The 21,587-nt window shown below is 67.5% G+C and carries 19 protein-coding genes; 5 read left to right on the top strand and 14 right to left on the bottom strand.

All coding sequences use genetic code 11. The features are described from left to right. From I71_RS37995 to I71_RS32525, 14 genes are all read right to left on the bottom strand, one after another. The coding region (locus tag I71_RS37995; protein ID WP_244434198.1) for a Rieske 2Fe-2S domain-containing protein at positions 1 to 209 on the bottom strand (209 nt) is incomplete at its 3' end. Positions 210 to 527: 318 nt separating this feature from the next. Continuing rightward, positions 528 to 1,889 carry a 2-hydroxycarboxylate transporter family protein gene (locus tag I71_RS32585; protein WP_042704089.1) on the bottom strand — a complete coding sequence of 454 codons (1,362 nt, stop codon included), beginning with the start codon at positions 1,887 to 1,889 and terminating at the stop codon, positions 528 to 530. Positions 1,890 to 2,259: 370 nt separating this feature from the next. Beyond that, a complete protein-coding gene (locus I71_RS32580; RefSeq protein WP_244434197.1) occupies positions 2,260 to 2,823 on the bottom strand; it encodes an alpha/beta hydrolase in 564 nt (187 codons plus the stop codon). Positions 2,824 to 2,887: 64 nt separating this feature from the next. Further along, positions 2,888 to 3,841 carry a triphosphoribosyl-dephospho-CoA synthase CitG gene (citG, locus tag I71_RS32575; protein ID WP_083897510.1) on the bottom strand — a complete coding sequence of 318 codons (954 nt, stop codon included), beginning with the start codon at positions 3,839 to 3,841 and terminating at the stop codon, positions 2,888 to 2,890. After that, positions 3,822 to 4,358: a citrate lyase holo-[acyl-carrier protein] synthase gene (citX, locus tag I71_RS32570; RefSeq protein ID WP_042704085.1), complete on the bottom strand. Its 537-nt coding sequence runs from the start codon at positions 4,356 to 4,358 to the stop codon at positions 3,822 to 3,824. Before citX ends, citG begins: the two co-directional genes overlap by 20 nt. Positions 4,359 to 4,363: 5 nt before the next feature. Beyond that, a complete protein-coding gene (gene citF, locus I71_RS32565) occupies positions 4,364 to 5,866 on the bottom strand; it encodes a citrate lyase subunit alpha (protein ID WP_148294436.1) in 1,503 nt (500 codons plus the stop codon). A 16-nt stretch (positions 5,867 to 5,882) separates the two neighbouring features. Beyond that, a complete protein-coding gene (gene citE / locus I71_RS32560) occupies positions 5,883 to 6,755 on the bottom strand; it encodes a citrate (pro-3S)-lyase subunit beta (RefSeq protein WP_042704083.1) in 873 nt (290 codons plus the stop codon). Further along, complete coding sequence (citD, locus tag I71_RS32555; protein WP_042704082.1) at positions 6,752 to 7,048, bottom strand: citrate lyase acyl carrier protein; 297 nt, start codon at positions 7,046 to 7,048, stop codon at positions 6,752 to 6,754. Before citD ends, citE begins: the two co-directional genes overlap by 4 nt. Before the next feature lie 54 nt (positions 7,049 to 7,102). Continuing rightward, positions 7,103 to 8,221: a [citrate (pro-3S)-lyase] ligase gene (gene citC, locus I71_RS32550; protein WP_042704080.1), complete on the bottom strand. Its 1,119-nt coding sequence runs from the start codon at positions 8,219 to 8,221 to the stop codon at positions 7,103 to 7,105. A 223-nt stretch (positions 8,222 to 8,444) separates the two neighbouring features. Then, positions 8,445 to 10,745, bottom strand: coding sequence for an NADP-dependent malic enzyme (locus tag I71_RS32545; RefSeq protein WP_042704078.1), 2,301 nt, complete (start codon positions 10,743 to 10,745; stop codon positions 8,445 to 8,447). Positions 10,746 to 10,870: 125 nt separating this feature from the next. Continuing rightward, on the bottom strand, positions 10,871 to 13,414 hold the full coding sequence (locus I71_RS32540) for a sensor histidine kinase N-terminal domain-containing protein (protein ID WP_083897509.1): 2,544 nt from the start codon (positions 13,412 to 13,414) through the stop codon (positions 10,871 to 10,873). After that, positions 13,404 to 14,078: a response regulator transcription factor gene (locus I71_RS32535; protein WP_042704074.1), complete on the bottom strand. Its 675-nt coding sequence runs from the start codon at positions 14,076 to 14,078 to the stop codon at positions 13,404 to 13,406. The genes I71_RS32540 and I71_RS32535 overlap by 11 nt, the downstream gene beginning before the upstream one ends. 172 nt (positions 14,079 to 14,250) lie before the next feature. Next, positions 14,251 to 14,457: an antitoxin Xre/MbcA/ParS toxin-binding domain-containing protein gene (locus I71_RS32530; RefSeq protein WP_042704072.1), complete on the bottom strand. Its 207-nt coding sequence runs from the start codon at positions 14,455 to 14,457 to the stop codon at positions 14,251 to 14,253. A 127-nt stretch (positions 14,458 to 14,584) separates the two neighbouring features. Then, positions 14,585 to 15,643 (bottom strand): LacI family DNA-binding transcriptional regulator, encoded by a 1,059-nt coding sequence (locus I71_RS32525; protein WP_244434196.1) that lies wholly within the window; start codon positions 15,641 to 15,643, stop codon positions 14,585 to 14,587. A gap of 183 nt (positions 15,644 to 15,826) precedes the next feature. Here I71_RS32525 and I71_RS32520 point away from each other — a divergent pair, with 183 nt between their 5' ends. The 5 genes from I71_RS32520 to I71_RS32500 all read left to right on the top strand — a co-directional run. Further along, positions 15,827 to 17,110 (top strand): ABC transporter substrate-binding protein, encoded by a 1,284-nt coding sequence (locus I71_RS32520; RefSeq protein WP_042704069.1) that lies wholly within the window; start codon positions 15,827 to 15,829, stop codon positions 17,108 to 17,110. Between the two features lie 63 nt (positions 17,111 to 17,173). Continuing rightward, a complete protein-coding gene (locus tag I71_RS32515) occupies positions 17,174 to 18,205 on the top strand; it encodes a carbohydrate ABC transporter permease (RefSeq protein WP_199902319.1) in 1,032 nt (343 codons plus the stop codon). Further along, positions 18,202 to 19,257, top strand: coding sequence for a carbohydrate ABC transporter permease (locus I71_RS32510; protein ID WP_042704068.1), 1,056 nt, complete (start codon positions 18,202 to 18,204; stop codon positions 19,255 to 19,257). The genes I71_RS32515 and I71_RS32510 overlap by 4 nt, the downstream gene beginning before the upstream one ends. Continuing rightward, on the top strand, positions 19,258 to 20,313 hold the full coding sequence (locus I71_RS32505) for an ABC transporter ATP-binding protein (protein ID WP_042704066.1): 1,056 nt from the start codon (positions 19,258 to 19,260) through the stop codon (positions 20,311 to 20,313). Continuing rightward, a partial coding sequence (locus I71_RS32500; protein ID WP_042704064.1) for a TIM-barrel domain-containing protein occupies positions 20,310 to 21,587 on the top strand: 1,278 nt, incomplete at its 3' end. The genes I71_RS32505 and I71_RS32500, both read left to right, overlap by 4 nt.

The following is a 21,587-nucleotide window of genomic DNA, read 5'->3' as shown; positions in this document are numbered from 1 at the left end:
CCGTCCAGCCGGCCGAGCGACAGCGGCAGCAGCCCGTGCCAGCAGGCATCCTCCAGGGCCGCGACCTCGCCGGTGCTGGGGCGGTACAGCACGATATCCTTGCCGCAAATCGTCCGCGGCGTCAGTGCGCGCCCGATCTCGTGTCCCCAGGCGGCGGCATACCAGGAATTCATTGGAAACGGTTTGGGAAATGGCTTGGCGTCGGACACCGGCTCCTCCCTCTTCGCCTTCGGGCGACTCTGGCCCTGCCGTGGCTTTCTCAGGGAGGGAGTATAGCGATGCTGATTGTTGTATACAACTGATCATTCGCCAACAAAATTATTATGGACATTCCTTGAATTCCCACGGGCCGCCATCCTGCCTTTCCACCGGTTCCTTCAAATTTTGTATCCAATATCGGCTTATGTATGAGCTCGGAAGGTGCAAACGGTCACGCGGCCTCGGCCGGACCACAAGCGACCAGCCCCGCGCCGTCAATCGGGACGGCGCGGGGCTGGTGGAACCGCATCGACAGTCTGCGGGACCGATCACATCAGCTTGGCCATCGCGATCAGCGACAGGGTGACGGTGATGGCGCCGCCGATCCGGGTCGCAACCTGGGCGAAGGGCATCAGTTGCATCCGGTTGGCTGCCGTCAGGATGGCGACGTCGCCGGTGCCGCCCTGGCCGCAGTTGCAGGAATTGATGATCGCGGTTTCAATCGGGTACATCTTCACCATCCGGCCGACGAGGAAGCCCATCGTCATGTGCGTCGCCACCGTGCAGAAGATGATGATCAGGTTCGACACCGTGAAGGCGGACATCAGCTTGTCCCACGGCGTCACCGCCACACCCATGGCGAACAGCAGCGGATAGGTGACGGCGACCTGGAAGAACTTGTAGACGACGCCGGCGCCGGCCTCCAGCGAAGGCGAGGCGAGCTGGAACACCTTGACCAGGACCGCAATGAACAGCATCGCCACCGGGGCCGGAAGGCCGACGATCTTCTGGGCCATGACGCCCATCAGGTAAAGGGTGACGGCGAACAGGCCGGCGGCGGCAACGGTGTTGGCATCCACGGGACCGCTGCTCTTGGCCGTCGCCTTGGCGAAGTCGGCGCCGCCGGGCTGGAGCTGGCCGTTGCCGGTCAGGTGCGGCATGCGCTTGCCGATGAAGTTCAGCAGGCCCGACATCAGGATCGCCATCAGGCTGCCCAGCATGACCATCGGCAGGACCTGCGCGAAGATCTCGCCCTGGTTGCCGTTGAGGATTTCGGCATAGCCCATCGACAGCGGGATGGCACCCTCGCCGACGCCGCCCGACATGATCGGAACGACGATGTAGAAGAAGGTGTGCTTGGGATCGAGGCCGAGCAGGGTGCCGACCAGCGTGCCGACGCAGGCGGCCGAAACGGCGCCGCTGGCCAGCGGAACGAAGATCTTGAAGAAGCCCTTCACCAGCGCGTCGCGGTTCATGCTGAGCACGCTGCCGACGATGATGCAGGCGATGAACAGGTAGAGGAAGTTGGTGAATTTGGTGAAGTCGACCACCGCCTTCAGCATCGGCGTCGGCAGCACATGATAATAGGCCAGGGCCGAGGGAATGAAGGTGGCGAAGATCGCCGCGGCGCCGATGTGGCGGAACACCGGAAGACGCTTGCCCAGCTCGCCGCAGCTGAAGCCGCAGACCGCCAGCACGGCGATCATCATGTTGATCTCATGGGTCAGCGACCCGGTGGCGACCGCCCCGGCGAACACCGCGAGCAGGACCACGAAGACCGGGATCGGAACGATGCCGATGCGCTGGTCGAGCAGCCCCCACCAGACCTCGCGCCAGGAGCGGCGCGCGGCCGATGCGGACGAGCCAGGCTCGTCGAGTGCAAGGGAGGCGAGAGAGACTTCACTGGGCATGGTGTCCTCCGGACATTCGGTTTTGTTTGCTCTCCGGCAGCGGTCGGAAAAGGACGGGACGCTGCCGGGGTCCAATCCTGCGGTCGGTCGACTCCGGACATCCGATCCATGCCGCTTTCGCAGCGCTGCGATCCGATGACCGAAAAGAAGGGGGTGTCACCGCACCAGCCAATCGACTGCTGCGATCTATTTTTCTACGGGTTATTCCCTGACGATAATGAAATTGAACGAAATCAACTTCGATTTACTTGAAACATCCCGCCTCGTTGTTTCTCGAATTCCAATACTATCTTTTCTAGCATTGGGAACTGTCAGAAGCCTGTCATCGCGGGGCGGCGGAGAAAAATTCGAAGGTTGTACGAACTTGCAGTCACCGGGACTCGATGCGGGCAACCAGCGTGCGCAGCACCTGCAGGCCATAAGGCCAGGGACCGAAACCGGCTTCGGCATTGATGTGCCCGGCCTCGCCGAGATCGACGAGATCGGCCTGCCAGACGCCGGACCAATGGACGGCGCGGGGAAAGCGCATCACCGGGTCATTGTGGCTCGCCACCACCACGGCGGGCACGCCCAGCGCCAGCGAAGGCACCCGCTCCTCCGCCTCGAAGCGCGACGGTTCGGCCGGGGCGACCAGCATCAGGCCGGCGATGTCATGGCCGCGGTCGCCGGCGACGCAGCAGGATGCCAGCGCGCCGAAGCTGTGGCCGACCAGGATGGCTGGCCGCGCCCGCTGGGCGAGCAGGCGGCGGATGGCGCCGACCCAGCGTTCGATGTCGGGGATGTTCCAGTTGCTCTGGGCAATGCGCAGCCAGAAGGGATGGCGGGCCTGCCAGAAGCTCTGCCAATGTTCCGGGCCGCTGTCGTAGAGCCCCGGCACCAGCACGAAGCTGTAGCGTTCCGACGCCTCCAGCAGGGCCGCATCAACCTCGCGCATGTGGTGATCCAAGTCCATCGGCCCCCGGCGGTCGTCAGCCCCCGCCCCTTCTTGTCTGCAGCGGTCAGAGGCCCGGCGCGCGGCAGGGCGCCGCCGCCGGGAGGTGAGCCAGGAACCACGTCACCGCCAGCAGGTCGGCACTGCCGCCGGGGCTGAGGTTGCGGTGGATCGCTTCGTCGTCCAGGGCGGCCAGCCGGCGCAGATAGTCCGGCGCGGCAACCCCGCCGTCGCGGCGCAGCCGCCTCGCCCCGTCCTGCAGGAAGGCCAACCCCGCCAGCCCGCCGCGCGACACCACATTGGTGTCGGGGTTGAAGGCCAGCAGTTCCAACAGCGCCCCATGCAGCGCCAGCCGAGGCCCCGCCGCCCGCAGCCGCTCGAAGGCCGGCAGGGCGTGGCTGCGCACGGTGGCGAAGCCGGACGCCGCCTCGCCGCGCGCCCCGGTCAGGCCATGGCGGCGGAACAGATGCTCCCCCGCCGTGCCGGCCTCGCCCGGACGCCGCAGCTCCTCGACCACGCCGGCACACATCGCCGCCACCTCGTCGCACAGCGGCCCGCGCGCCAGCGCCCGCCCCTGCCCGACCAGCCGGCCGGCGGCGGCGCACAGCAGGCCGAAGGCGAAGATGCTGCCCTTGTGGGTGTTGACCCCGCCGGTGGCGCGCAGCATCGCGCGTTCGCAGGCCATGCCGTCGGCACGGATCCCGGCCAGGAACAGGTCGGCCGGCACCGCGCAGCCATCCAGCCCACGCTCGAAGAACAGGCTGAACCACGGGGCGATGGCGCGGGCGGAGGCCAGGAAGCTGGACAGGTCCATGTCGCGATGCGACCCGCAATTGCGGCGGTCCACCAACCCCGGCTTCGGCGTCAGCAACACCTCGCGCAGAAGCGAGCGGTGGGCCAGACGGGCCAGATGGCGGCCGAGACCGGAACCGGGAACCGCGAACGGCAGCCCGGCAGTTCCGATCCTGTCCTCCCCGGCCCAGTCCTCCCCGGCCCTGCCTTCAACGGGTGCGAAACGCATTCACCCTCTCCTCGATCGCCGCCAGAAGCTCGTCCAGCGGATGGCGGCGGGAGCGGGCGCAGGCATGGGCCGGCTCCCCGCAGACCAGGCACCGCCGGGGCGCCAGCCCCAGCGCGCTGCGCGACAGGCCGCCCTGCATCGGACACAGCACGTCCAAATCCCACAGCCGGCCCAGCGGATGGTCGTCCTCCAGGGCGGCGGCGGCCCATTTCAGGACCCGCGCCTCGGTATCGACGGCGTAGAGCGCCTCCAGGCCGGTCGGCTCATTCACCGGCAGATGCGCTTCCACCGGCCAGCCGGTGCGGCGGAACAGCCGCTCCAGCTCGCCGGTCGCCGTCTCCATCACGAAGCGGCTGGTCTCCGTCACCTTGACCGGCCCCGGCACCACCAGCGTCACCGACAGCACCGGCAACCGGTGGCGGGCGAACAGCGCCTGCTGGCGGGCGACGCGGCGGTCGCGCGCCTCCAGCATCCCGGCGAGGGAGACAACGGCACCGTCGATGGCCGCCCCGTCCATGATCGTCAGCCCTTCACCTGGCGGACGATGTCGATCACGCTGCCATCGCGGTAGCGGACGATCCCGACCACCTTGTCGAGGAACTCGATGGGGCGCGGCTCGCCGGTCAGGGATTCGGCGCGCTGCTGCAGCTCCTCGATGGTCATCACCGGCAGGCCGGCGGCCTTCAGCCGCTGGGCGATCTCCGGCCGGCGCGGGTTGACGGCGATGCCATGGTCGGTCACCAGCACGCCTATGCATTCGCCCGGCGTTACCACCGTGGTGCAGCGGCGCACCACCGTGGGGATGCGGCTGCGGATCAGCGGCGCCACCACGATGGACAGGTTGGCCGCCGCCGCCACGTCCGAATGGCCGCCCGACGCCCCGCGCATCACCCCGTCGGACCCGGTGATGACGTTGACGTTGAAATCGACGTCGATCTCCAGGGCGCTCAGGATCACCAGATCCATCTGGTCGACATAGGCGCCCTTGGAGCCGGCATTGGCATATTCGTTGGTCGAGATCTCGATGTGGTTGGGCGAGGTGCGCAGCGATTCCGCCGCGTCGCCGTCGAAGCTCTGGGTGTCGATCACCCGCTCGATCAGGCCCTTCTTGTGCAGGTCGACGATGCCGCCGGTGATGCCACCCAGCGCGAAGCTGGCGGTGATCCCCTTCTTGCGCATGTAGCCTTCGAGGAAGCGCGTCGTCGCCGTCGCCGACGCGCCCGAGCCGGTCTGCATCGAGAAGCCCTGCTCGAAATAGCCGGAATGCACCATCACCTCGGCCGACAGCCGGGCGATCAGCAGCTCGCGCGGGTTGGTGGTGATGCGGGCGGCGCCGACGCTGATCTTGGACGGGTCGCCGATCTGCTCAACCTTCACCACATAATCGACCTCGTCCTGCGAGAGGCTGGCGGGCGCGTTGGGGAAGGGCACGATCTCCTCGGCCAGCAGGATCACCGTGCCGGCATGGCGGGCGTCCACCTTGGCATAGCCGAGCGAGCCGCAGCGCGAGCGGCCGCTGATCCCGTTGGCATTGCCGAAACAGTCGGCGGTCGAGACGCCGAGGAAGGCGACGTCGATCTTCAGCTCGCCGTCCTGGATCAGCTTCACCCGCCCGCCGTGCGAGTGGATGTTGACCGGATGCGCCATCAGCCCGTGGCTGATCGCCTCGGCCAGCTTGCCGCGCATGCCGGAGGTGTAGATGCGGCTGATGACGCCGTTACGGATATGCTCGATCAGCGGCGCGTTGCAGCTGAGCAGCGACGACGGCGCCAGGGTCAGATCCTTGAAGCCCATGCGGGCCAGCAGATCGACCACGGTGTTGATCGTCTTGTCGCCTTCACGGAAGGCGTGATGGAAGGAGATGGTCATCCCGTCCTTCAGGCCGGAGCGCCGGATGGCGTCCTCCAGCGACGGGCAGATCTTGCGGGAGCGCTTCAGCTCCGGGTCCTTCAGGTAGGGGGTCTGCTTGGCGAACCCGTCAAAGCGGGGCAGCCGGTCCAGCAGGTCGAAAGCGAGGTCGGTCACGGCACAGCACTCCAGTTCACTTGCGGGTTCCCGAGGCCTCGGCCCGCTGCAGCACCCGGCGCGCGTGGTCGATGACGGGACCGTCGATCATCTTTCCGTTCAGCGAAACGACGCCGAGCCCCTTGCGCTCGCCCTCCGCCGCGGCGGTGACGACGCGGCCGGCATACTCGACCTCTTCCTCGGTCGGGGCGTAGGCGTTGTGCAGAAGCTCGATCTGGCGCGGGTTGATCAGCGACTTGCCGTTGAAGCCAAGCCGCTTGATCAGGTCGACCTCCTTGAGGAAGCCGGCCTCGTCGTTCAGGTCGGACCACACCACGTCGAAGGCGTCGATCTTGGCGGCGCGGGCGGCGTGCAGCACGGCGCAGCGGGCATAGAACAGCTCGGTGCCGTCGCCGCGTTCTGTCTGCATGTCCATCACATAGTCGAAGCCGGCCAGCGCGATGCCGATCAGCCGCGGCGACGCCTTGGCGATGGCGAGCGCGTTGATGACGCCGCTGGCGCTTTCGATGGCGGCCATCAGCTTGGTCGAGCCGATCTCGCGGCCGCAGGCACGCTCGATGCGCTCGACCTCGCGTTCCAGCACCTCGACATCCTCGGCGCTGTCGGTCTTGGGCAGGCGGACGACATCGACGCCGGCCCGCACCGCCGCCTCCAGGTCGAGATGACCGAAGGGGGTGTTGAGCGGGTTGATGCGCACCACCGTCTCGATCTCGCGATAGACCGGCAGTTGCAGGGCGTTGAAGACCAGGATGCGGGCGGAATCCTTCTCGCGCAGCGAGACCGCATCCTCCAGGTCGAACATGATCGAGTCGGGTTTGTAGACGAACGCCGTGCTGAGCATGGCGGCGTTGGCGCCGGGCAGGAAAAGCATGCTGCGGCGGAGCTTCATGACAGCGCACTCCAGTCGATGGTTTGGGCCTCGGCCCCGCGCATCACCGCGGTCTGGACGCGGGCGCGGATCGCGCAGTCGAGCGCGCCCTTGTCCTCGACCACCACCAGCCCGGCGGTAACGCCGAGCCGGGCGAGCGTGTCGCGCACGACATGGTCGATCTGCAGGCCGAACTGCTGCATGACCTCGCTGCTGATGACGACTTCCAGCCCGGTGCCCGGTCCGGGCGATACCTTGACCAGCAGGTCGCTCGATTCGAGCGTGCCCGCCAGGGCCTCCTTCACGATCTTCATCGGTCCCACTCCAGAAGGCCCGGCGGCGGACGCAACGCGCACCGCCGGGCCGGTTCAGATGCCGGCCGCCACGGCCCGGCGCGGCAGCGCGTCGGACTCGCCGCCATGACCCAGCGGGTCCGGGGCGAACGGCAGGATTTTCGACAGGTATTTCTCGCGCAGCAGCTCGAAGGTCGGCGCCGGCACCAGGGCGCGGATGCGGTCGAGGTCGCGGCTGCGCAGAAGGCGCCGCACCTCCGACGCCGAGATCGGCGTGCCGCCCGCGCGGGTGCGCGCCTCCTCGATCACCGTCACCGCCGGGGCCGTGCTGCCGGCCCCTTGGAGCCAGAACTTCATGTCGGCGTTGTATTTGCGCGTGGTTTCGCAGAAGGGCTCGGTGCCGACGAAGCGGTGGGTGATGCCGAGCGCAGGCGCGATGTGGTTGCGGAACAGCAGCAGGTCGATCGCCGTGCAGCAGTCGCCGACCACCCCCTTCTCCTTGAAGAAATAGTCGGGAAAGGTGGCGCGCGAGACCATGTATTGCGAGCCGTGATGCAGGGTCAGCCGCTCGATCCCGCGCACCCCCTCCTCGACCAGCGCGTAGCGGTCGCGGTAGGAGACGAAGGAGACATCCTCGCTGACCACGAACAGGTGCAGCCAATCGCACCGCGCCGCCGCCAGCTTCACCAGATACTGGTGGCCCAGCGTGAAGGGGTTGGCGTTGATGACGATGCCGCCGATCTTCGCATCCGGTGGCAGGCCCTGCGGACGCAGGGCGCGCAGCCGGTCGCAGTAGGAGCGGATGCCGACCGGCGTGTTCTCCATCAGCGTGACGTAGCCCGGCACCTCGGCCAGCGCATAGAAGCCGCAGCCCTGGAAGAAGGAGACGTTTTCCGGCCGGGTGTAGAGGAACAGGTGCGAATGGCCGCGCTCATAGGCGAGATGGACGATCTCACTCAGCAGCGTCAGGCTCAAGGACCCGCCGCGCAGCTCCGGATCGATGGCGCAGCATTTGACGATGTTGCTCTCCAGCCCGGCGCAGGCCACCAGCCGCCCGGCGGCGCGGCAGACCACGAAGACCTGGATGTGCTCCTCGTAATCCAGCCCGCAGCTGCCCAAGAGCGCTCTGATTTCCCGGCGCTCCCTGGCGCTGGTCGCCGGTTCGACGGCGTAGAAGTCAAATTCGTCAGTCACGGATTCATGCTCCTTCTGGAGCTTCCGACAGGGTGGTCGCGGTGTTTTGCGGGTCGGGCACTCCCTTCCCCCGCGCCGGGTAACGACGCCTTGCGGGCGTCCGATGGGAACCAGTGTGGACCGGACTTCTGTCAAATCGCTGTCAGGCCCGGTTCCCCTCATGGTCCATTTTGTCGCGGTCTCGCGGACCGGCGGCAACGCCGATCCGCGACTCCACCACCCCTTATTCGGCCGCCTGCCGCAACGGAATCGGGCTGGTGTCGATCTGGGCATCGACGACGGCCAGCGCGGTGACGTTGACGAGGCCGCGGGTGGTGATCTCCGGCGTCACGATGTGCGCCGGGGCGCTGACGCCCAGCAGGATCGGACCGACCGACAGGCCGTCGCTCAGCACCTTCAGCATCTCCAACGCGATGTTGGCGGCGTCCAGCGTCGGCATCACCAGCAGGTTGGCCTGCCCGCGCAGCCGGCCGTTGGGCAGGGCCGCATCGCGCACCGCCTCGCACAGGGCGGCCCCCGCCTGCATCTCGCCATCCGCCTCCAGCTCGGGCGCCCGCCGGCGCAGCAGCTCGCAGGCTGCCCGCATCTTCAGCGCCGACGGCGAGTCCGAACTGCCGAAGTTGGAGTGCGACAGCAGCGCCACCTTCGGCTCGATGCCGAAATGACGGACCTTTTCCGCCGCCAGCACGGCGATCTCGGCGATCTCCTCGGCACTCGGGTCGGGGTTGACATGGGTGTCGGTCAGGAAATAGGTGCCCTTGCCCAGGATCAGCAGCGTCATCGCGGCGGAGACCGGCGCATCGCCGCGGCGGCCCAGCAGGTCGCGGATGTGGCGGTGATGCTCGGCATAGCGCCCGGCGGTGCCGCAGACCATGGCGTCGGCCGCCCCGCGCCGCACCATCAGGCTGGCGAAGACGGTGGCGTCGGCCCGCACCATGGTGGCGGCGAAATTCGGCGACACGCCGCGCCGGCCCATCGCCTGCCGGTAGACGTCGGCATACTCATGACAGCGCGGGTCGCGCACCGGATCGACCACCGTGACGTCGCGGCCGGGGACCAGCCGCAGCCCGAGCTGTTCGATCCGCCGCGCCACCACCTCGTCACGGCCGAGCAGGATCGGCCGGGCGATGCCCTCGTCCACCGCCACCTGGGCGGCGCGCAGCACGCGCTCGTCCTCGCCCTCGGCATAGACGACGCGCTTGGGCGCCTGGGCCGCCTTGTGGAAGACCGGCTTCATGACGAGGCCGGAGCGGAAGACATACTGGCCCAGCCGCTCGCGGTAGGCGCGCAGGTCGGCAATCGGCCGGGTGGCGACGCCGCTTTCCATCGCCGCCTGGGCGACAGCGGAGGCGACATCGACGATCAGGCGCGGGTCGAAGGGCTTGGGCAGGATGTAGTCAGGACCGAAGCGCAGCTGCTCCCCGGTGTAGGCGGCGGCCACCACGTCGGAGGCCTCGATCCGCGCCATGTCGGCGATGGCCTTGACGCAGGCGATCTTCATCGCCTCGTTGATGGTGGTCGCCCCGACATCCAGCGCGCCGCGGAAGATGAAGGGGAAGCACAGGACATTGTTGACCTGATTGGGATAGTCGGAGCGTCCGGTGGCGATGATGGCGTCCGGACGGGCGGCGCGCGCCTCCTCCGGCGTGATCTCCGGATCGGGGTTGGCCAGCGCCAGGATCAACGGCTTGGCCGCCATCGTCTTGACCATCGCGCCGGTCAGCACGCCCGGACCGGACAGGCCGAGGAAGATGTCGGCGCCGACCATCGCCTCGCCCAGGCTGCGCACGGCGCCGGCGGTGGCGTAACGGTCCTTGTAGGGATTCATGCCGGCATTGCGGCCCTGATAGACCACGCCCTCGCGGTCGACCAGCACGATGTTGGCACGCTTCACCCCCATGCCGACCAGCAGGTCGAGGCAGGCGATGCCGGCGGCACCACCCCCGGTGGAGACGATGCGCACATCCTCGAAGCGCTTGCCGACCACCTGCAGAGCGTTGTAGACGGCCGCCGCGACGACGATGGCGGTGCCATGCTGGTCGTCGTGGAAGACCGGGATCTTCATCCGCTCCTTCAGCCGGCGCTCGACCTCGAAACAGGCGGGGGCGCCGATGTCCTCAAGGTTGATGGCGCCAAAGGTCGGCTCCAGCCGGGCGATGGTGTCGACCAGCGCATCGACGTCCTTCTCGTCCACCTCGATGTCGAAGACGTCGATGTCGGCGAATTTCTTGAACAGGACGGCCTTGCCCTCCATCACCGGCTTGGAGGCCAGCGGGCCGATGTCGCCCAGCCCGAGCACCGCGGTGCCGTTGGAGATCACCGCCACCAGATTGCCGCGCGCCGTCACCTCAGCCGCGTTGGCGGGATCGGCGACGATGTCGGTGCAGGCGAAGGCGACACCCGGCGAATAGGCCAGCGCCAGATCGCGCTGCGTCATCATCGGCTTGGTGGGCACGATCGCCAGTTTGCCCGGCTTGCCGCCGCGGTGGTATTCGAGTGCGCGCTCCTTCAGATCGCCCGACATGGCATTCCCCAATATTGATTGTCTCGCGGACGCATGTCGATGCCGGAGGCGGCATTTCTGCGGCTTGCTTGTCCGCTTTTTGACGAAGTCTTGGGGTTATAGGCGCCGGATCTGTCAGAAGCCTGTCAGTAGCGGTTGGTCATCATGCGCCATTGTCGCAGGAAGCGGGCGCGCTTGCTGTCGTCGAGAAAGACGAGAAGTCCGGGGTTGAGCGTGGTGTGTTGGAGCGGCCCGTTCAGCTCGGCCAGCAGATGCGCCGCCGAGAAGGGACCCTCCACCGTCGGCGAGATGGCGTAGAGGGGCGTCCTGTTGGCGATCTGCGTCTGCCCCTCCTCCGACAGCAGATAGTCGATGAACAGGCCACCGAGGCCGGCGAGCGCCGCCCCCTTGGGAATGGAGGCGACGCGCGAGGTGACCAGCGTGTAGTCGCTGGGCAGCACGATGCCGATGGGCGCCCCCGCAAGCTGCCGCGCCCGCGCGTAGGACCCAAGCAGATTGTAGCCGATCAGCCGCTCACCCCGCTCGATCTGGTCCAGCATCTCGCCGGTGCAGCAATGCTGCTCCATGTGGCGGTCGGCCATCGCGTCCACCAATTGCCAGAACTGGCTGTTCAGCACCGAATCCTGGGTGGCGAGCAGATAGCCGATGCCGCTCTGGGCGATGTCGTAAGTGACGATGCGCCCGTCATAGACATCCTTCTCGTGGATCAGGCGGATCAGGTCGTCGCGGGTGCGCGGCACGTCGGCCTCCGGCACCCGGTCGCGGTTGTAGACGATGACCGCCGGTTCCTGGGCGAAGCTGAACGCCTCGTCGCGCCAGTTGGCCCAGCGCGGCAGCGTCGCCGTGGCCGGCGACACATGGCGCTGCATGTAGCCGTCATTGACCAGCTTCACCTGCAGGTCGGCCGAGGAGCTGATGACCAGATCGGGCAGCCGCTCGCCGGGATGGGCAATGCCGTCGTAAAGCTCGACCGCCGTCAGCTCGTCATACTGGATGGCGATGGTGGGGTTGCGGTGCTGGAAATCCTGGATCAGCCCCTCCATCACCGGCCGGTCGGTGGTGGAGGCGATGACGAGAGTCGCGGTCGCCTCGCGCGGCGCCGCGTAGAGAAAGCGCCTGGCCTGCCCGTCCTCCGGCCACAGCAGCAGCGGGACGACCAGAAGCAGGGCCGGCAGCCAGCCGCGTTCGGCCTTCCTCGCCGCGTCTCCCTTGTCCCCCTGCCCTGCCCCGCCATGCCCGGCCCTGCTGTCCGCCCCCTCGCCGGTCCGGCAGGCATGGCAGCGGTGGTCGAGCGGAAAGACCATCCGGGCGATCAGCCCGCCGCCGGGACGGTCGTTCAAGGAGAAGTCGGCGCCATGCCCGTCGGCGACCGCGGCGACGATGGCAAGCCCCAGCCCGCTGCCCACCGTGCCGACGGCGGAGCTGCCGCGGCCGAAGCGGCTCAGCACCTTGGGCTTTTCCTCGTCGGCAACGCCGGGGCCGCGGTCGGCGACCTCGATCAGCGGACCGCGCTCGCCGTTGGCCGGCCGCAGCCGGACCTCCACCGCGCCGGCGTCGCCGCCATATTTGATGGCGTTGTCGACGAGGTTGACCAGCGCCTCGCGCAGGATGACGCCGTCGCCGCAGACGGCGATGTCGTCCTCGCCCTCCTGCTCGACACGCAATGTGGTGTCCTCGGCGATGGCGGCGGCGCGCTGCACCACCTGCCGGGCCAGCAGCGTCAGGTCGACGAAGTCGGGATGCAGCGCCTCGCTGCGATGGACGACCATGGCATGGCTGAGCAGTTGGGTGGTCAGCTCGCTCGCCTCGACGGCGTTGCGGTGGACGCGGCCGACGATGCGCTGGAGCCGGGCGGGATCGCTCTCCTCCATCGCCAGTTCCGCCTGCGAACGCAGGGCCGCCAGCGGCGTGCGAATCTGGTGCGCCATGTCGGCCAGGAAGGTCTTGGTCGATTCCAGATTACCGTGCAGCCGTGCCATCAGCGTGTTGATGGCGCCCAGAAGCTGGCGCACCTCCGCCGGGGCGGACACCTCGATGGCGCTGAAATCGTTGGGGCGGCGGGCATGGATCAGCCGCTCCAGGAACCCCAGCGGCGCCAGCGCCTGCCGCACGCCGAACCACACCAGCCCGATGCTCACCAGCAGCATCAGCATCACCGGCAGGAAGGAGTTCATGAAGTAGCTGCGCGCCAGCGTGTCGCGCTCCTCCCGCGTCTGGGCGACGATGATGGTCACCCAGTTGGCCCGCCGCGCCTGGACGATCAGATGCCCCAGGGCGACGACGCGCACCGGCTCCCCGCGATAGACGGTGTCGGTGAAGCTGGCGGCATCGTCGCGCCGCACGGCGCCGGGGAGATCCTGGTAGCCGATGACCGGGCTGCCATCGCTGTCCAGCACCTTGTAGAAGGCGCGGTCGCGCCGGGCCATGGAGAGAATGCCGAGCGAGGAGTAGGGAAGATCGACCTCCACGGCCCCCTCCTCCACCCGCACGGCGTCGGCGATGGCGAGCGCCGAGGCGAGCAGAAGCTGATCGTAGGCACCGTCGGCAGCATTCCGCGAATCGCTGCGGATCAGCAGGAACAGGCATCCGGCCACCAGCGCCAGGACGACCACCAGCCGGACCATCAGCCGCCGTTGCAGAGACCCCGTGGTCCGGCCGTCAGGGGACAACTTGCTGTTCCGCCACATAGCCCTGGCCATGCACGGTGCGGATCACCACGGACGCCCGCTCCAGCTTGCGGCGGAGGCGGGAGACATAGAGTTCGATGGCGTTGGGCGCCACCGGCTGGTCGAGGCTGCACAGCCGGTCGATCAGCGTGTCCTTGGCCATCACCCGGTTCAGGTTCGACAGGAACAGCTCCAGCAGGCGGAACTCCCGGGCGCTGAGATCGACCGTCTGGGCCTCGATCGTCACCTTCTTGGTTGCGGTGTCGAAGACCAGATTGCCGAAGACCTGTTCGGAGGCGGCAAGGCCGTGATGGCGGCGCAGCAGGGCGCGGCAGCGCGCCTCCAGCTCGCGGAAATCGAAGGGCTTGACGACATAATCGTCGGCGCCGAGGTCGAGCGCATCCACCTTGGTGTCAACGCGCGAACGGGCGGTGACCACGAGGACCGGCGTCTGATCGCCCTTGCGGCGCAGCTGCCGCAACAGCGTCTGCCCGTCCGGGCCGGGCAGCATCAGGTCGAGGATGATCAGCTGATAGTCCTCGCCCGCCAGCAGTTCCTCCGCCTGATAGCCGTCGGCGGCCCAATCGATGGCATAGCCATGCTTGCGCAGCCGCTGGATGATCGCATCGGCGAGATCCTCGGTATCCTCCACGACCAATATGCGCATGCTACCAGCCTCCGTCGGCAGAACTGTCCCGGCCAAAGCGTCCGCCAGGGGAACCGCTGCTCAAGACACTATGACAGGACAGCGGCCGCCACCCTGCCCTGCATCAGGCACGGCGGCCGACCCGGCCACAGCGACCATTTATCGCAGCGGGCCGCCGGCGCGCGTCATTCCTTCAGACAGGCTGCCCCAGTTCGATCCGGCGCAGGCAGTGCAGGACCTGAGCCATGCCGTCGTCGGTCTTGACCAGCTCGTCCGGCTTGACGCCCAGCTGGCTGTCCTTGCAGCCCATCCACTCCGCGGCCCGCTCGGCCGTGCCAAGAACCTCGACCGCCCGGTCGAACACCATATCGCCATTCACCACGGCATTGAACCCAACCATGATACCACCTCGATTGTGGAGAAGGCCGGCCGCCCGAGGGAGCCGACGACCGCCGGATACCGGATCGCGCCTCAGACCAGCGGGTCCACCGACATCGGGCAGGGCGGCATATTAGCGGTCGCAGCTGTCAAAGACCTGTCGGCGGGTCTCCAAGGGGCGGCGATCCGGTCGGGCGGCGAACCAGCGAGTGGGCAAGCAGGACCTCGCCCACACTGTTTCCCGCCCGCAGACCGCGCAGGCTGGCCACGACCACGTCGCCGAAGTCACGGTAGGGAATCTTGATCGAGCTGAGCCAGGGGGCGATCCAGTCGTTGAGATCGTTGTCGTCGATGCCGACGGGGCGGCACTCCTCCGGAACGCGCACGCCCTGCTCGCCGGCCGCGCGGAACAGGCCGTAGGCCATCAGGTCGCTGGGGCAGAGAACGCCGTCGGGCCAACCACCATCAGCGGCGAGCCGCCGTGCCGCGGCATAACCACAGTCGAGATGGTTGGCCCCCGCCCCGTCGCAGCGCCGCACCGTCATGCCCGGCCGCCGCTCTTGAATCCGGTCGAGGAAGCCCTCGATCCGCTCCTTGATGGTCGAGGAGAGGTCGGTCGGGTGGATCAGCGCCGGCGCCTGCACGCCACAGGCCAGCAGATGGTCGGCCGCATCCGCGCCTGCCTGCCGGTTGTCGATGCCGATGAACGGGCCGCCGCCATAGGGATTGCGCCGGTTGACGAAGACAATCGGCTCACGCCGGTTCAACGATGCCTCCAGCTCGGGGCTGGCGACCGCGCTCACCAGGATGAACCCCTCGGCGAACCGCGACCGCATGGCATGCAGATACTCGTCCTGGAGGTCGGGACGGTCGTGGGTGTCGCACAGGATCATCACATAGCCGGCGGCACGCAGGGCCGCCTCCGTCGACGCGGCGATGGCCGCCATGGCCGGGTTGTCGAGATTGGGCGCCAGCATGGCGACCAGACGGCTGTCTCCCCCGCGCAGGCTGCGGCCGACCGGATTGGGGCGATAGCCACGCTCGGCGATCAGGCGCTGCACCTTGGCGACCGTTGCCGCCGATGCCCGCCCGAGATCGCCATTGGCGATGCGCGAAACCGTCGAGACGGATACCCCCGCCTCCGCGGCGATGTCTGCCAGGGAAATCTGTCCGGAGGTCTGTCCCGGTTCCCGGCGCTGATCGTTCACGACCCCCTCCATTTGCATGACGAACATTATCGTTGACAGTTAAGGCAAACGTTTGCCATGTTCAAGACCGAAGAGCAGCGCCGGGAAATCCGGATCTGCGTCGAGTTGCCTTCACTGACAGGAAAAACAGGTCCCGACGGGACCGAACAAGGGTCCGGAAGCGACCCCACAGGAGGAACCGCAATGAAAAAGGCAGCATGGATGGCCGGCTGTGCGCTGGCGTTGTCGATCCTCGGGGCCGCCGGTGCCCAGGCTGAGACCACGTTGCGCATCATGTGGTATTCCGACGGCAATGAGGGCGAGGTCATGAATGACCTGCTCCGCCGCTTCGAGGACAAGAACAAGGACGTCAAGGTCGTTCTCGATCAGGTGCCGTTCAAGGCGATCAACGAGACGCTTCCGGTGCAGTTGGCCTCCGGCCAGGGACCGGATCTGGCCCGCATCACCGATATGGGCGGTCTGGCTCCCTATCTGATGGACATCCGCCCCCATGTAAAGGATGCCGCCTATTGGGAGCAGAATTACGGGCCGTTCCTGCAGTGGATGCGGGTGCCGGGCAACAGCACGGCGATCCCCGGCTACATGACGCAGCTGACGGTGACCGGTCCCTTCGTCAACAAGACCCTGTTCGAACAGGCGGGCATCGCCATGCCGGGTGCCAACGCGACCTGGGAGGATTGGGCCAAGGCCGCCAAGGCGGTCGCCGACAAGGTGCAGGCGCCCTTCCCGGTCGCCTTCGACCGTTCGGGCCACCGCTTCTTCGGCCTCGCCGTCTCGCAAGGGGCGCAGATGGCCGAGGCGGGCGGCGCGCTGAAGCCGGTCGATGACGGATTCAAGCGTGCCGCCAAGCTGGTCGTCGACTGGCACAAGTCGGGCGTGATGTCGAAGGAGCTGTGGGGCGCCGTGTCCGGTACCGCCTATCGCGGCGCCAACGAGGAATTCAAGAACGCGCAGGTCGTCTTCTACGAATCCGGCTCCTGGCAGACCGCGCAGTTCGACAAGACCATCGGCGACGCCTTCGATTGGATCGCCGTGCCGACGCCCTGCGGCCCGGCCAACTGCTCGGGCATGCCCGGTGGTGCCGCGCTGGTGGCGCTGAAGACCAGCAGCCATCCGGCCGAAGTCGGGCGCCTGCTCGATTATCTCGCCAGTGAGGAGGTCGCGGCGGAGTTTTACGCACGCACATTGTTCGTGCCGGGCCACATCGGCCTCGCCAAGAAGGGCATCGCCTACAAATCGGCGTCGCCGCAGGCAGCCGCCGCACTGAAGGTGTTCGGCGATGCGGTCGGCAAGCTCGATCCCGTCGCCTACCGCATCCAGGGCGATCCCAGCAGCCGCATCGTCTTCAACGCCGCCATCAGCCGTCTCGGCCAGGTGGTGGTTGGCGAAACGACCCTGGACGACGCCTACCAGCGCATCAGCGCTGACGTCGCCCAGCAGATCGCCGAGCGCAAGAAGAAGCAGTAACTCCCGGCTTTCGCTCCCAACCCTGGGCCCTCGAACCTGGGCCCCAAACTTGGGCGGTGGATCATGACCGATACCATGAGATCGCACGGTGAGCCCGCGCGCGGTCCGTCCGCCGCCGCGGCTGCCGTGACCACGGGCGGCGCCAACGCCCTGATGCGGCTGACCGACCCGCCGATGCGGGCGGTGCAGCGGCTGATCGGCGCGGCGCGCATGCCCTATGTCTTCCTGCTGCCGAACCTCGTCTTTTTCGGGCTGTTCGTCTTCCTGCCGATCGGGATCAACATCGTCTTCTCGGTGACGGGCGGGACGGCGCTGTTCCCGGCGGAGCGGCCCTATGTCGGGGCGGAGCATTACGCCCGCCTGCTCGATTGCGGCTCCTATCTGGAGGCCGCGAGCTGCCGGGAGGATCTGTTCTGGCGCGGGGTGGGAAACACGCTGACCTTCACCGTCTTCCAGATGGTGGCGATGGTGCTGTTCTCGCTGATCACCGCGCTGGTGCTGAACCGGCCCATCCGCGGTCGCGGCTTCTTCCGGGCGGTCTATTTCTTCCCGGTGCTGCTATCGCCGGTCGTCGTCGCGCTGATCTGGAAATGGATCCTCCAGCGCGACGGTCTGCTCAACGCGGTGCTGACCACGGCCGGCGGCGAGAAGATCCTGTTCTTCGTCGATCCCGGCTGGGCGATGTTCTGGTCGGTGTTCGTCTCGGTGTGGGCCCATATGGGCTTCTACACGCTGATCCTGCTGGCCGGCCTTCAGGCGATCCCACGCGACGTCTACGAAGCCGCCGAGATGGACGGCACCCGCCCCTGGCGCGTCTTCCATCGCATCACGCTGCCGCTGCTTTGGCCCAACCTGCTGGTCGTGCTGGTGCTGGTGCTGATCCGCTCGGTGCAGGTGTTCGACGAGGTGTTCGTGCTGACCGGCGGCGGTCCCGGCACGGCGACGATGATGGTGGTCCAGTACATCTACACCACCGCCTTCGCCAACCAGGTGCAGAATTTCGGGCTGGCCGGCGCTGCGTCGGTGCTGCTGGGCGTCGTGCTGTTCGTCCTGACCCTGATACAGCTTTTCCTGACCCGGCGGAGGGCATCATGACCGGAAAACTCCGCCGCCTGTTGCTGGCCCGGCGTGGCGGCCGTTCCTGGCATTGGACCGATGTCGCCAGCTATGCCTATCTGGCGCTCGGCGTACTGCTGATGTTCGGGCCGGTGCTGTGGCTGGCGCTGTCGTCCTTCAAGACGCCGGCGGCCCTGCTGGAATTCCCGCCGTCTCTGCTGCCGATGGCGCAGAGCGAGGTGTCGGTTCCGGGCTATCCGCAGCCGCTGCCGCTGTTCCGGGTGACGATGGAGGACGGTTCCGTTCGCGAGCTGGCGCAGGTCCGCCGCGTCGGCATCCTCGCCCAGATGGTCGATCCCAAGACCCCCTCCCAGACCATCCGCGTGCCGACCGACCGCCGGACGCCGGTGCGCCACATGGCGCTGGCGGTCGAGAACTACACCGATCCACTGACCCAGTTCGATTTCCTGCGCTTCCTGCGCAATTCGCTGGTGGTGACGGTGGTCGCGACCATCATCACGCTGCTGATCAACTCGATGGCCGCCTATGCGCTCTCCGTCTACGAGTTCCGCGGCAAGAAGCTGGCAATGCTTGGGGTGATCGGTACCCTGATGATTCCCATCACCATCATCCTGGCGCCGGTCTATCTGGTGGTCACCAAGCTGGGCTTCGTCGACTCGCTGTGGGCGGTGATCCTGCCGGGTGCCGCCACCCCGACCGGCGTCTTCCTGCTGCGCCAGTATATGCTGACCATCCCGCGCGACCTGATCGAGGCGGCGCGGATGGACAAGGCGTCGGAATGGCGCATCTACGCGCGCATCGTCATGCCGCTGTCGATGCCGGCGCTGGCGGTGCTGGCGATCTTCTCGGTCATGTGGCGCTGGAACGAGTTCCTGTGGCCGCTGGCCGTCCTGACCAAGACCGAGGTCCACACGCTGCCCATCGCGCTCAACGCCTTCCAGGGCGAGTTGCAGACGCAATGGCATTATCTGCTCGCCATGACCGTGGTGACCCTGCTGCCGGTGGCGCTCGTCTTCGCCTTCCTGCAGCGCTTCATCACCAGCGGCATCGCGAATACGGGGATGAAATAAATGGCCGGACTGGAGCTTCGCGGCATCCGCAAGGACTATGGCAGCACCGCCGTCCTGAAGGGCATCGACCTCAGCATCGCCGACGGCGAGTTCGTGGTCTTCGTCGGTCCGTCGGGCTGCGGGAAATCGACGCTGCTGCGCGTCATCGCCGGGCTGGAGACGGTCACGGCAGGCGACATCCGCATCGATGGGGCCGAGGTGACACAGACCGCGGCGTCGGACCGCGGGCTGGCGATGGTGTTCCAGTCCTATGCGCTCTACCCGCACATGACCGTCCACCAGAACATGAGCTTTGCGCTTGAGAACATGGGCATCGCCAAGGCGGAGATATCGTCGCGGGTGGAGCGCGCCGCCCGCATGCTGCGGCTGACCGACTATCTGCAGCGCAGGCCCGCCGCCCTGTCCGGCGGCCAACGCCAGCGCGTCGCCATCGGCCGGGCCATCGTGCGCGATCCCAAGATCTTCCTGTTCGACGAGCCGCTGTCCAATCTGGACGCCGAACTGAGGGTGGCAACGCGCAAGGAGCTGGCCGCCCTGCATGCCGAGATCGGCGGGACGATGATCTATGTCACCCACGATCAGGTCGAGGCGATGACGCTGGCCGACCGCATCGTCGTGCTGAACGGCGGGCGGATCGAGCAGATCGGCTCGCCGCTGGAGCTTTACAACCGCCCGGCCAACCTGTTCGTCGCCGGTTTCATCGGCTCGCCGCGGATGAATTTGCTGCCGACTGAGCTGGTTCGGGAGGAGACGGCCGGCCCGGCGGCAACGCTCGGCATCCGGCCCGAGCATGTCGAACCCTGCGCCGAGGTCGACGCCGACCTCACCGTCCGCGTCGATCTCGTCGAGCAGCTGGGCGGCGAAACCTTCCTCTACACCTCCGCCGACACGGGCGGCCCCAACGGCCTCCCGCTCACCATCCGCTGCGACGGCCAAAGCCGTCTCACCCGTGGCGACCTGCTGCCGGTGCGCCTGCGCCGCGACCATCTCCACCGTTTCGACGCCACAGGCCTTGCCTGCCGTCCCGACCCCATTCTCGCCCGGAGTCCTTCATGAAGGCCCTGACCCGAGCCCGTTTCCGCGGGCGCGACGGCATCTATGCCCTGTTCGAACTCGACCATGGCGTCGATTTGCGCATCGGTTTCGTCGAGGATGATGTCGGCCGCATCCTGATGCGGCGCGATGGCGCTTACCGCCTCGACCGCGGCTGGGCCGTGGCGCCCGACGGCACCGATCCGTCCTATGCCGGGCGGGACCGCGACGACCTGACCGGCTTCACCTGCCCGCCCGCCGATGTCGAGGAGAGCCACGGCACGGTCACGCTGCAGGGGGCCAAGCTCCGCGCCGTCGTGACGCTGGAGCCCTTCGGCATCGCCTGGTACCGGGCGGGGGAGGAGGTTGCCTTCCTGCAGGACCGCCGCACCCAGGCCTATTTCGTCTCGCGCAAGACCCACGCCTTCTCGCATTTCGTCGAGCGAGGCGGGGACGAGCGGCATTACGGGCTGGGCGACAAGGCCGGTCCGCTCGACCGCACCGGCCGTCGCTTCCGCGTCGATGCGGTCGATCCCTGCGGTTTCGATGCCGAGCTGAGCGACCCGCTCTACAAGATGATCCCCTTCCTGATGGTCGCCGGGCCGACGGGAGCGCACGGCGTCTATTACGACAACCTCGCCACCGCCGAGATCGACCTGGGCGCCACCCTCGACAATTACCACGGCCTGTTCCGCTCCTACCGTGCGGACGATGGCGACCTCGACGCCTATGTCTTCGCCGGGCCGGGGGTGCCGGAGGTGGTGCGCGCCTTCTCGCGCCTGACCGGCGGCCATGCCTTCGGACCGAAATGGACGCTGGGCTTCGCCACCACCTCGATGGCCATCGCCGATGCCGCCGACGCCGACGCCCGCATCGCCGACTTCGTCGAGCGCTGCGCCGAGCACGCCATCCCCTGCGACAGTTTCCATTTCGGCTCCGGCTACACGATGATCGGCGGGCGGCGCTACGCCTTCAACTGGAACCAAGACAAGTTCCCCGATCCGGCCGCGACGCTCGCCAGGCTGAACGCCGCCGGGCTGCACCCGGTCGCCAACCTGAAGCCCTGCCTGCTCGACGACCATCCCCGCCTGTCGGAGGTGACCGGGGTCGGCGGGCTGGTACGCGACGGCGAGACCGGCGAGCCGGCGGTGGCGCAGTTCTGGGATGGGCTCGGTTACCATCTCGACTTCACCAACGCAAAGGCACGCGACTGGTGGCGCAACGGGATCGAGACGGCGCTGCTCGCCCCCGGCATGGTGTCGGTGTGGAACGACAACAACGAGTACGAGATCTGGGAC

This window comes from Azospirillum sp. B506 (assembly GCF_000333595.1).
Lineage (GTDB): Bacteria > Pseudomonadota > Alphaproteobacteria > Azospirillales > Azospirillaceae > Azospirillum.
This window is presented reverse-complemented; position numbering and strand designations above follow the sequence as displayed.

Bases quoted from the DNA above. Each gene is read 5' to 3' on its own strand.
- I71_RS32505 (WP_042704066.1), top strand. From the start codon at position 19,258: ATGGCCGGACTGGAGCTTCGCGGCATCCGCAAGGACTATGGCAGCACC.
- citE (WP_042704083.1), bottom strand. From the start codon at position 6,755: ATGAAGCTCCGCCGCAGCATGCTTTTCCTGCCCGGCGCCAACGCCGCC.
- I71_RS32515 (WP_199902319.1), top strand. From the start codon at position 17,174: ATGACCGATACCATGAGATCGCACGGTGAGCCCGCGCGCGGTCCGTCC.
- I71_RS32510 (WP_042704068.1), top strand. From the start codon at position 18,202: ATGACCGGAAAACTCCGCCGCCTGTTGCTGGCCCGGCGTGGCGGCCGT.
- citG (WP_083897510.1), bottom strand. From the start codon at position 3,841: ATGCGTTTCGCACCCGTTGAAGGCAGGGCCGGGGAGGACTGGGCCGGG.
- I71_RS32545 (WP_042704078.1), bottom strand. From the start codon at position 10,745: ATGTCGGGCGATCTGAAGGAGCGCGCACTCGAATACCACCGCGGCGGC.
- I71_RS32580 (WP_244434197.1), bottom strand. From the start codon at position 2,823: ATGCGCGAGGTTGATGCGGCCCTGCTGGAGGCGTCGGAACGCTACAGC.
- I71_RS32530 (WP_042704072.1), bottom strand. From the start codon at position 14,457: ATGGTTGGGTTCAATGCCGTGGTGAATGGCGATATGGTGTTCGACCGG.
- citD (WP_042704082.1), bottom strand. From the start codon at position 7,048: ATGAAGATCGTGAAGGAGGCCCTGGCGGGCACGCTCGAATCGAGCGAC.
- I71_RS32520 (WP_042704069.1), top strand. From the start codon at position 15,827: ATGAAAAAGGCAGCATGGATGGCCGGCTGTGCGCTGGCGTTGTCGATC.
- I71_RS32585 (WP_042704089.1), bottom strand. From the start codon at position 1,889: ATGCCCAGTGAAGTCTCTCTCGCCTCCCTTGCACTCGACGAGCCTGGC.
- citX (WP_042704085.1), bottom strand. From the start codon at position 4,358: ATGGACGGGGCGGCCATCGACGGTGCCGTTGTCTCCCTCGCCGGGATG.
- I71_RS32535 (WP_042704074.1), bottom strand. From the start codon at position 14,078: ATGCGCATATTGGTCGTGGAGGATACCGAGGATCTCGCCGATGCGATC.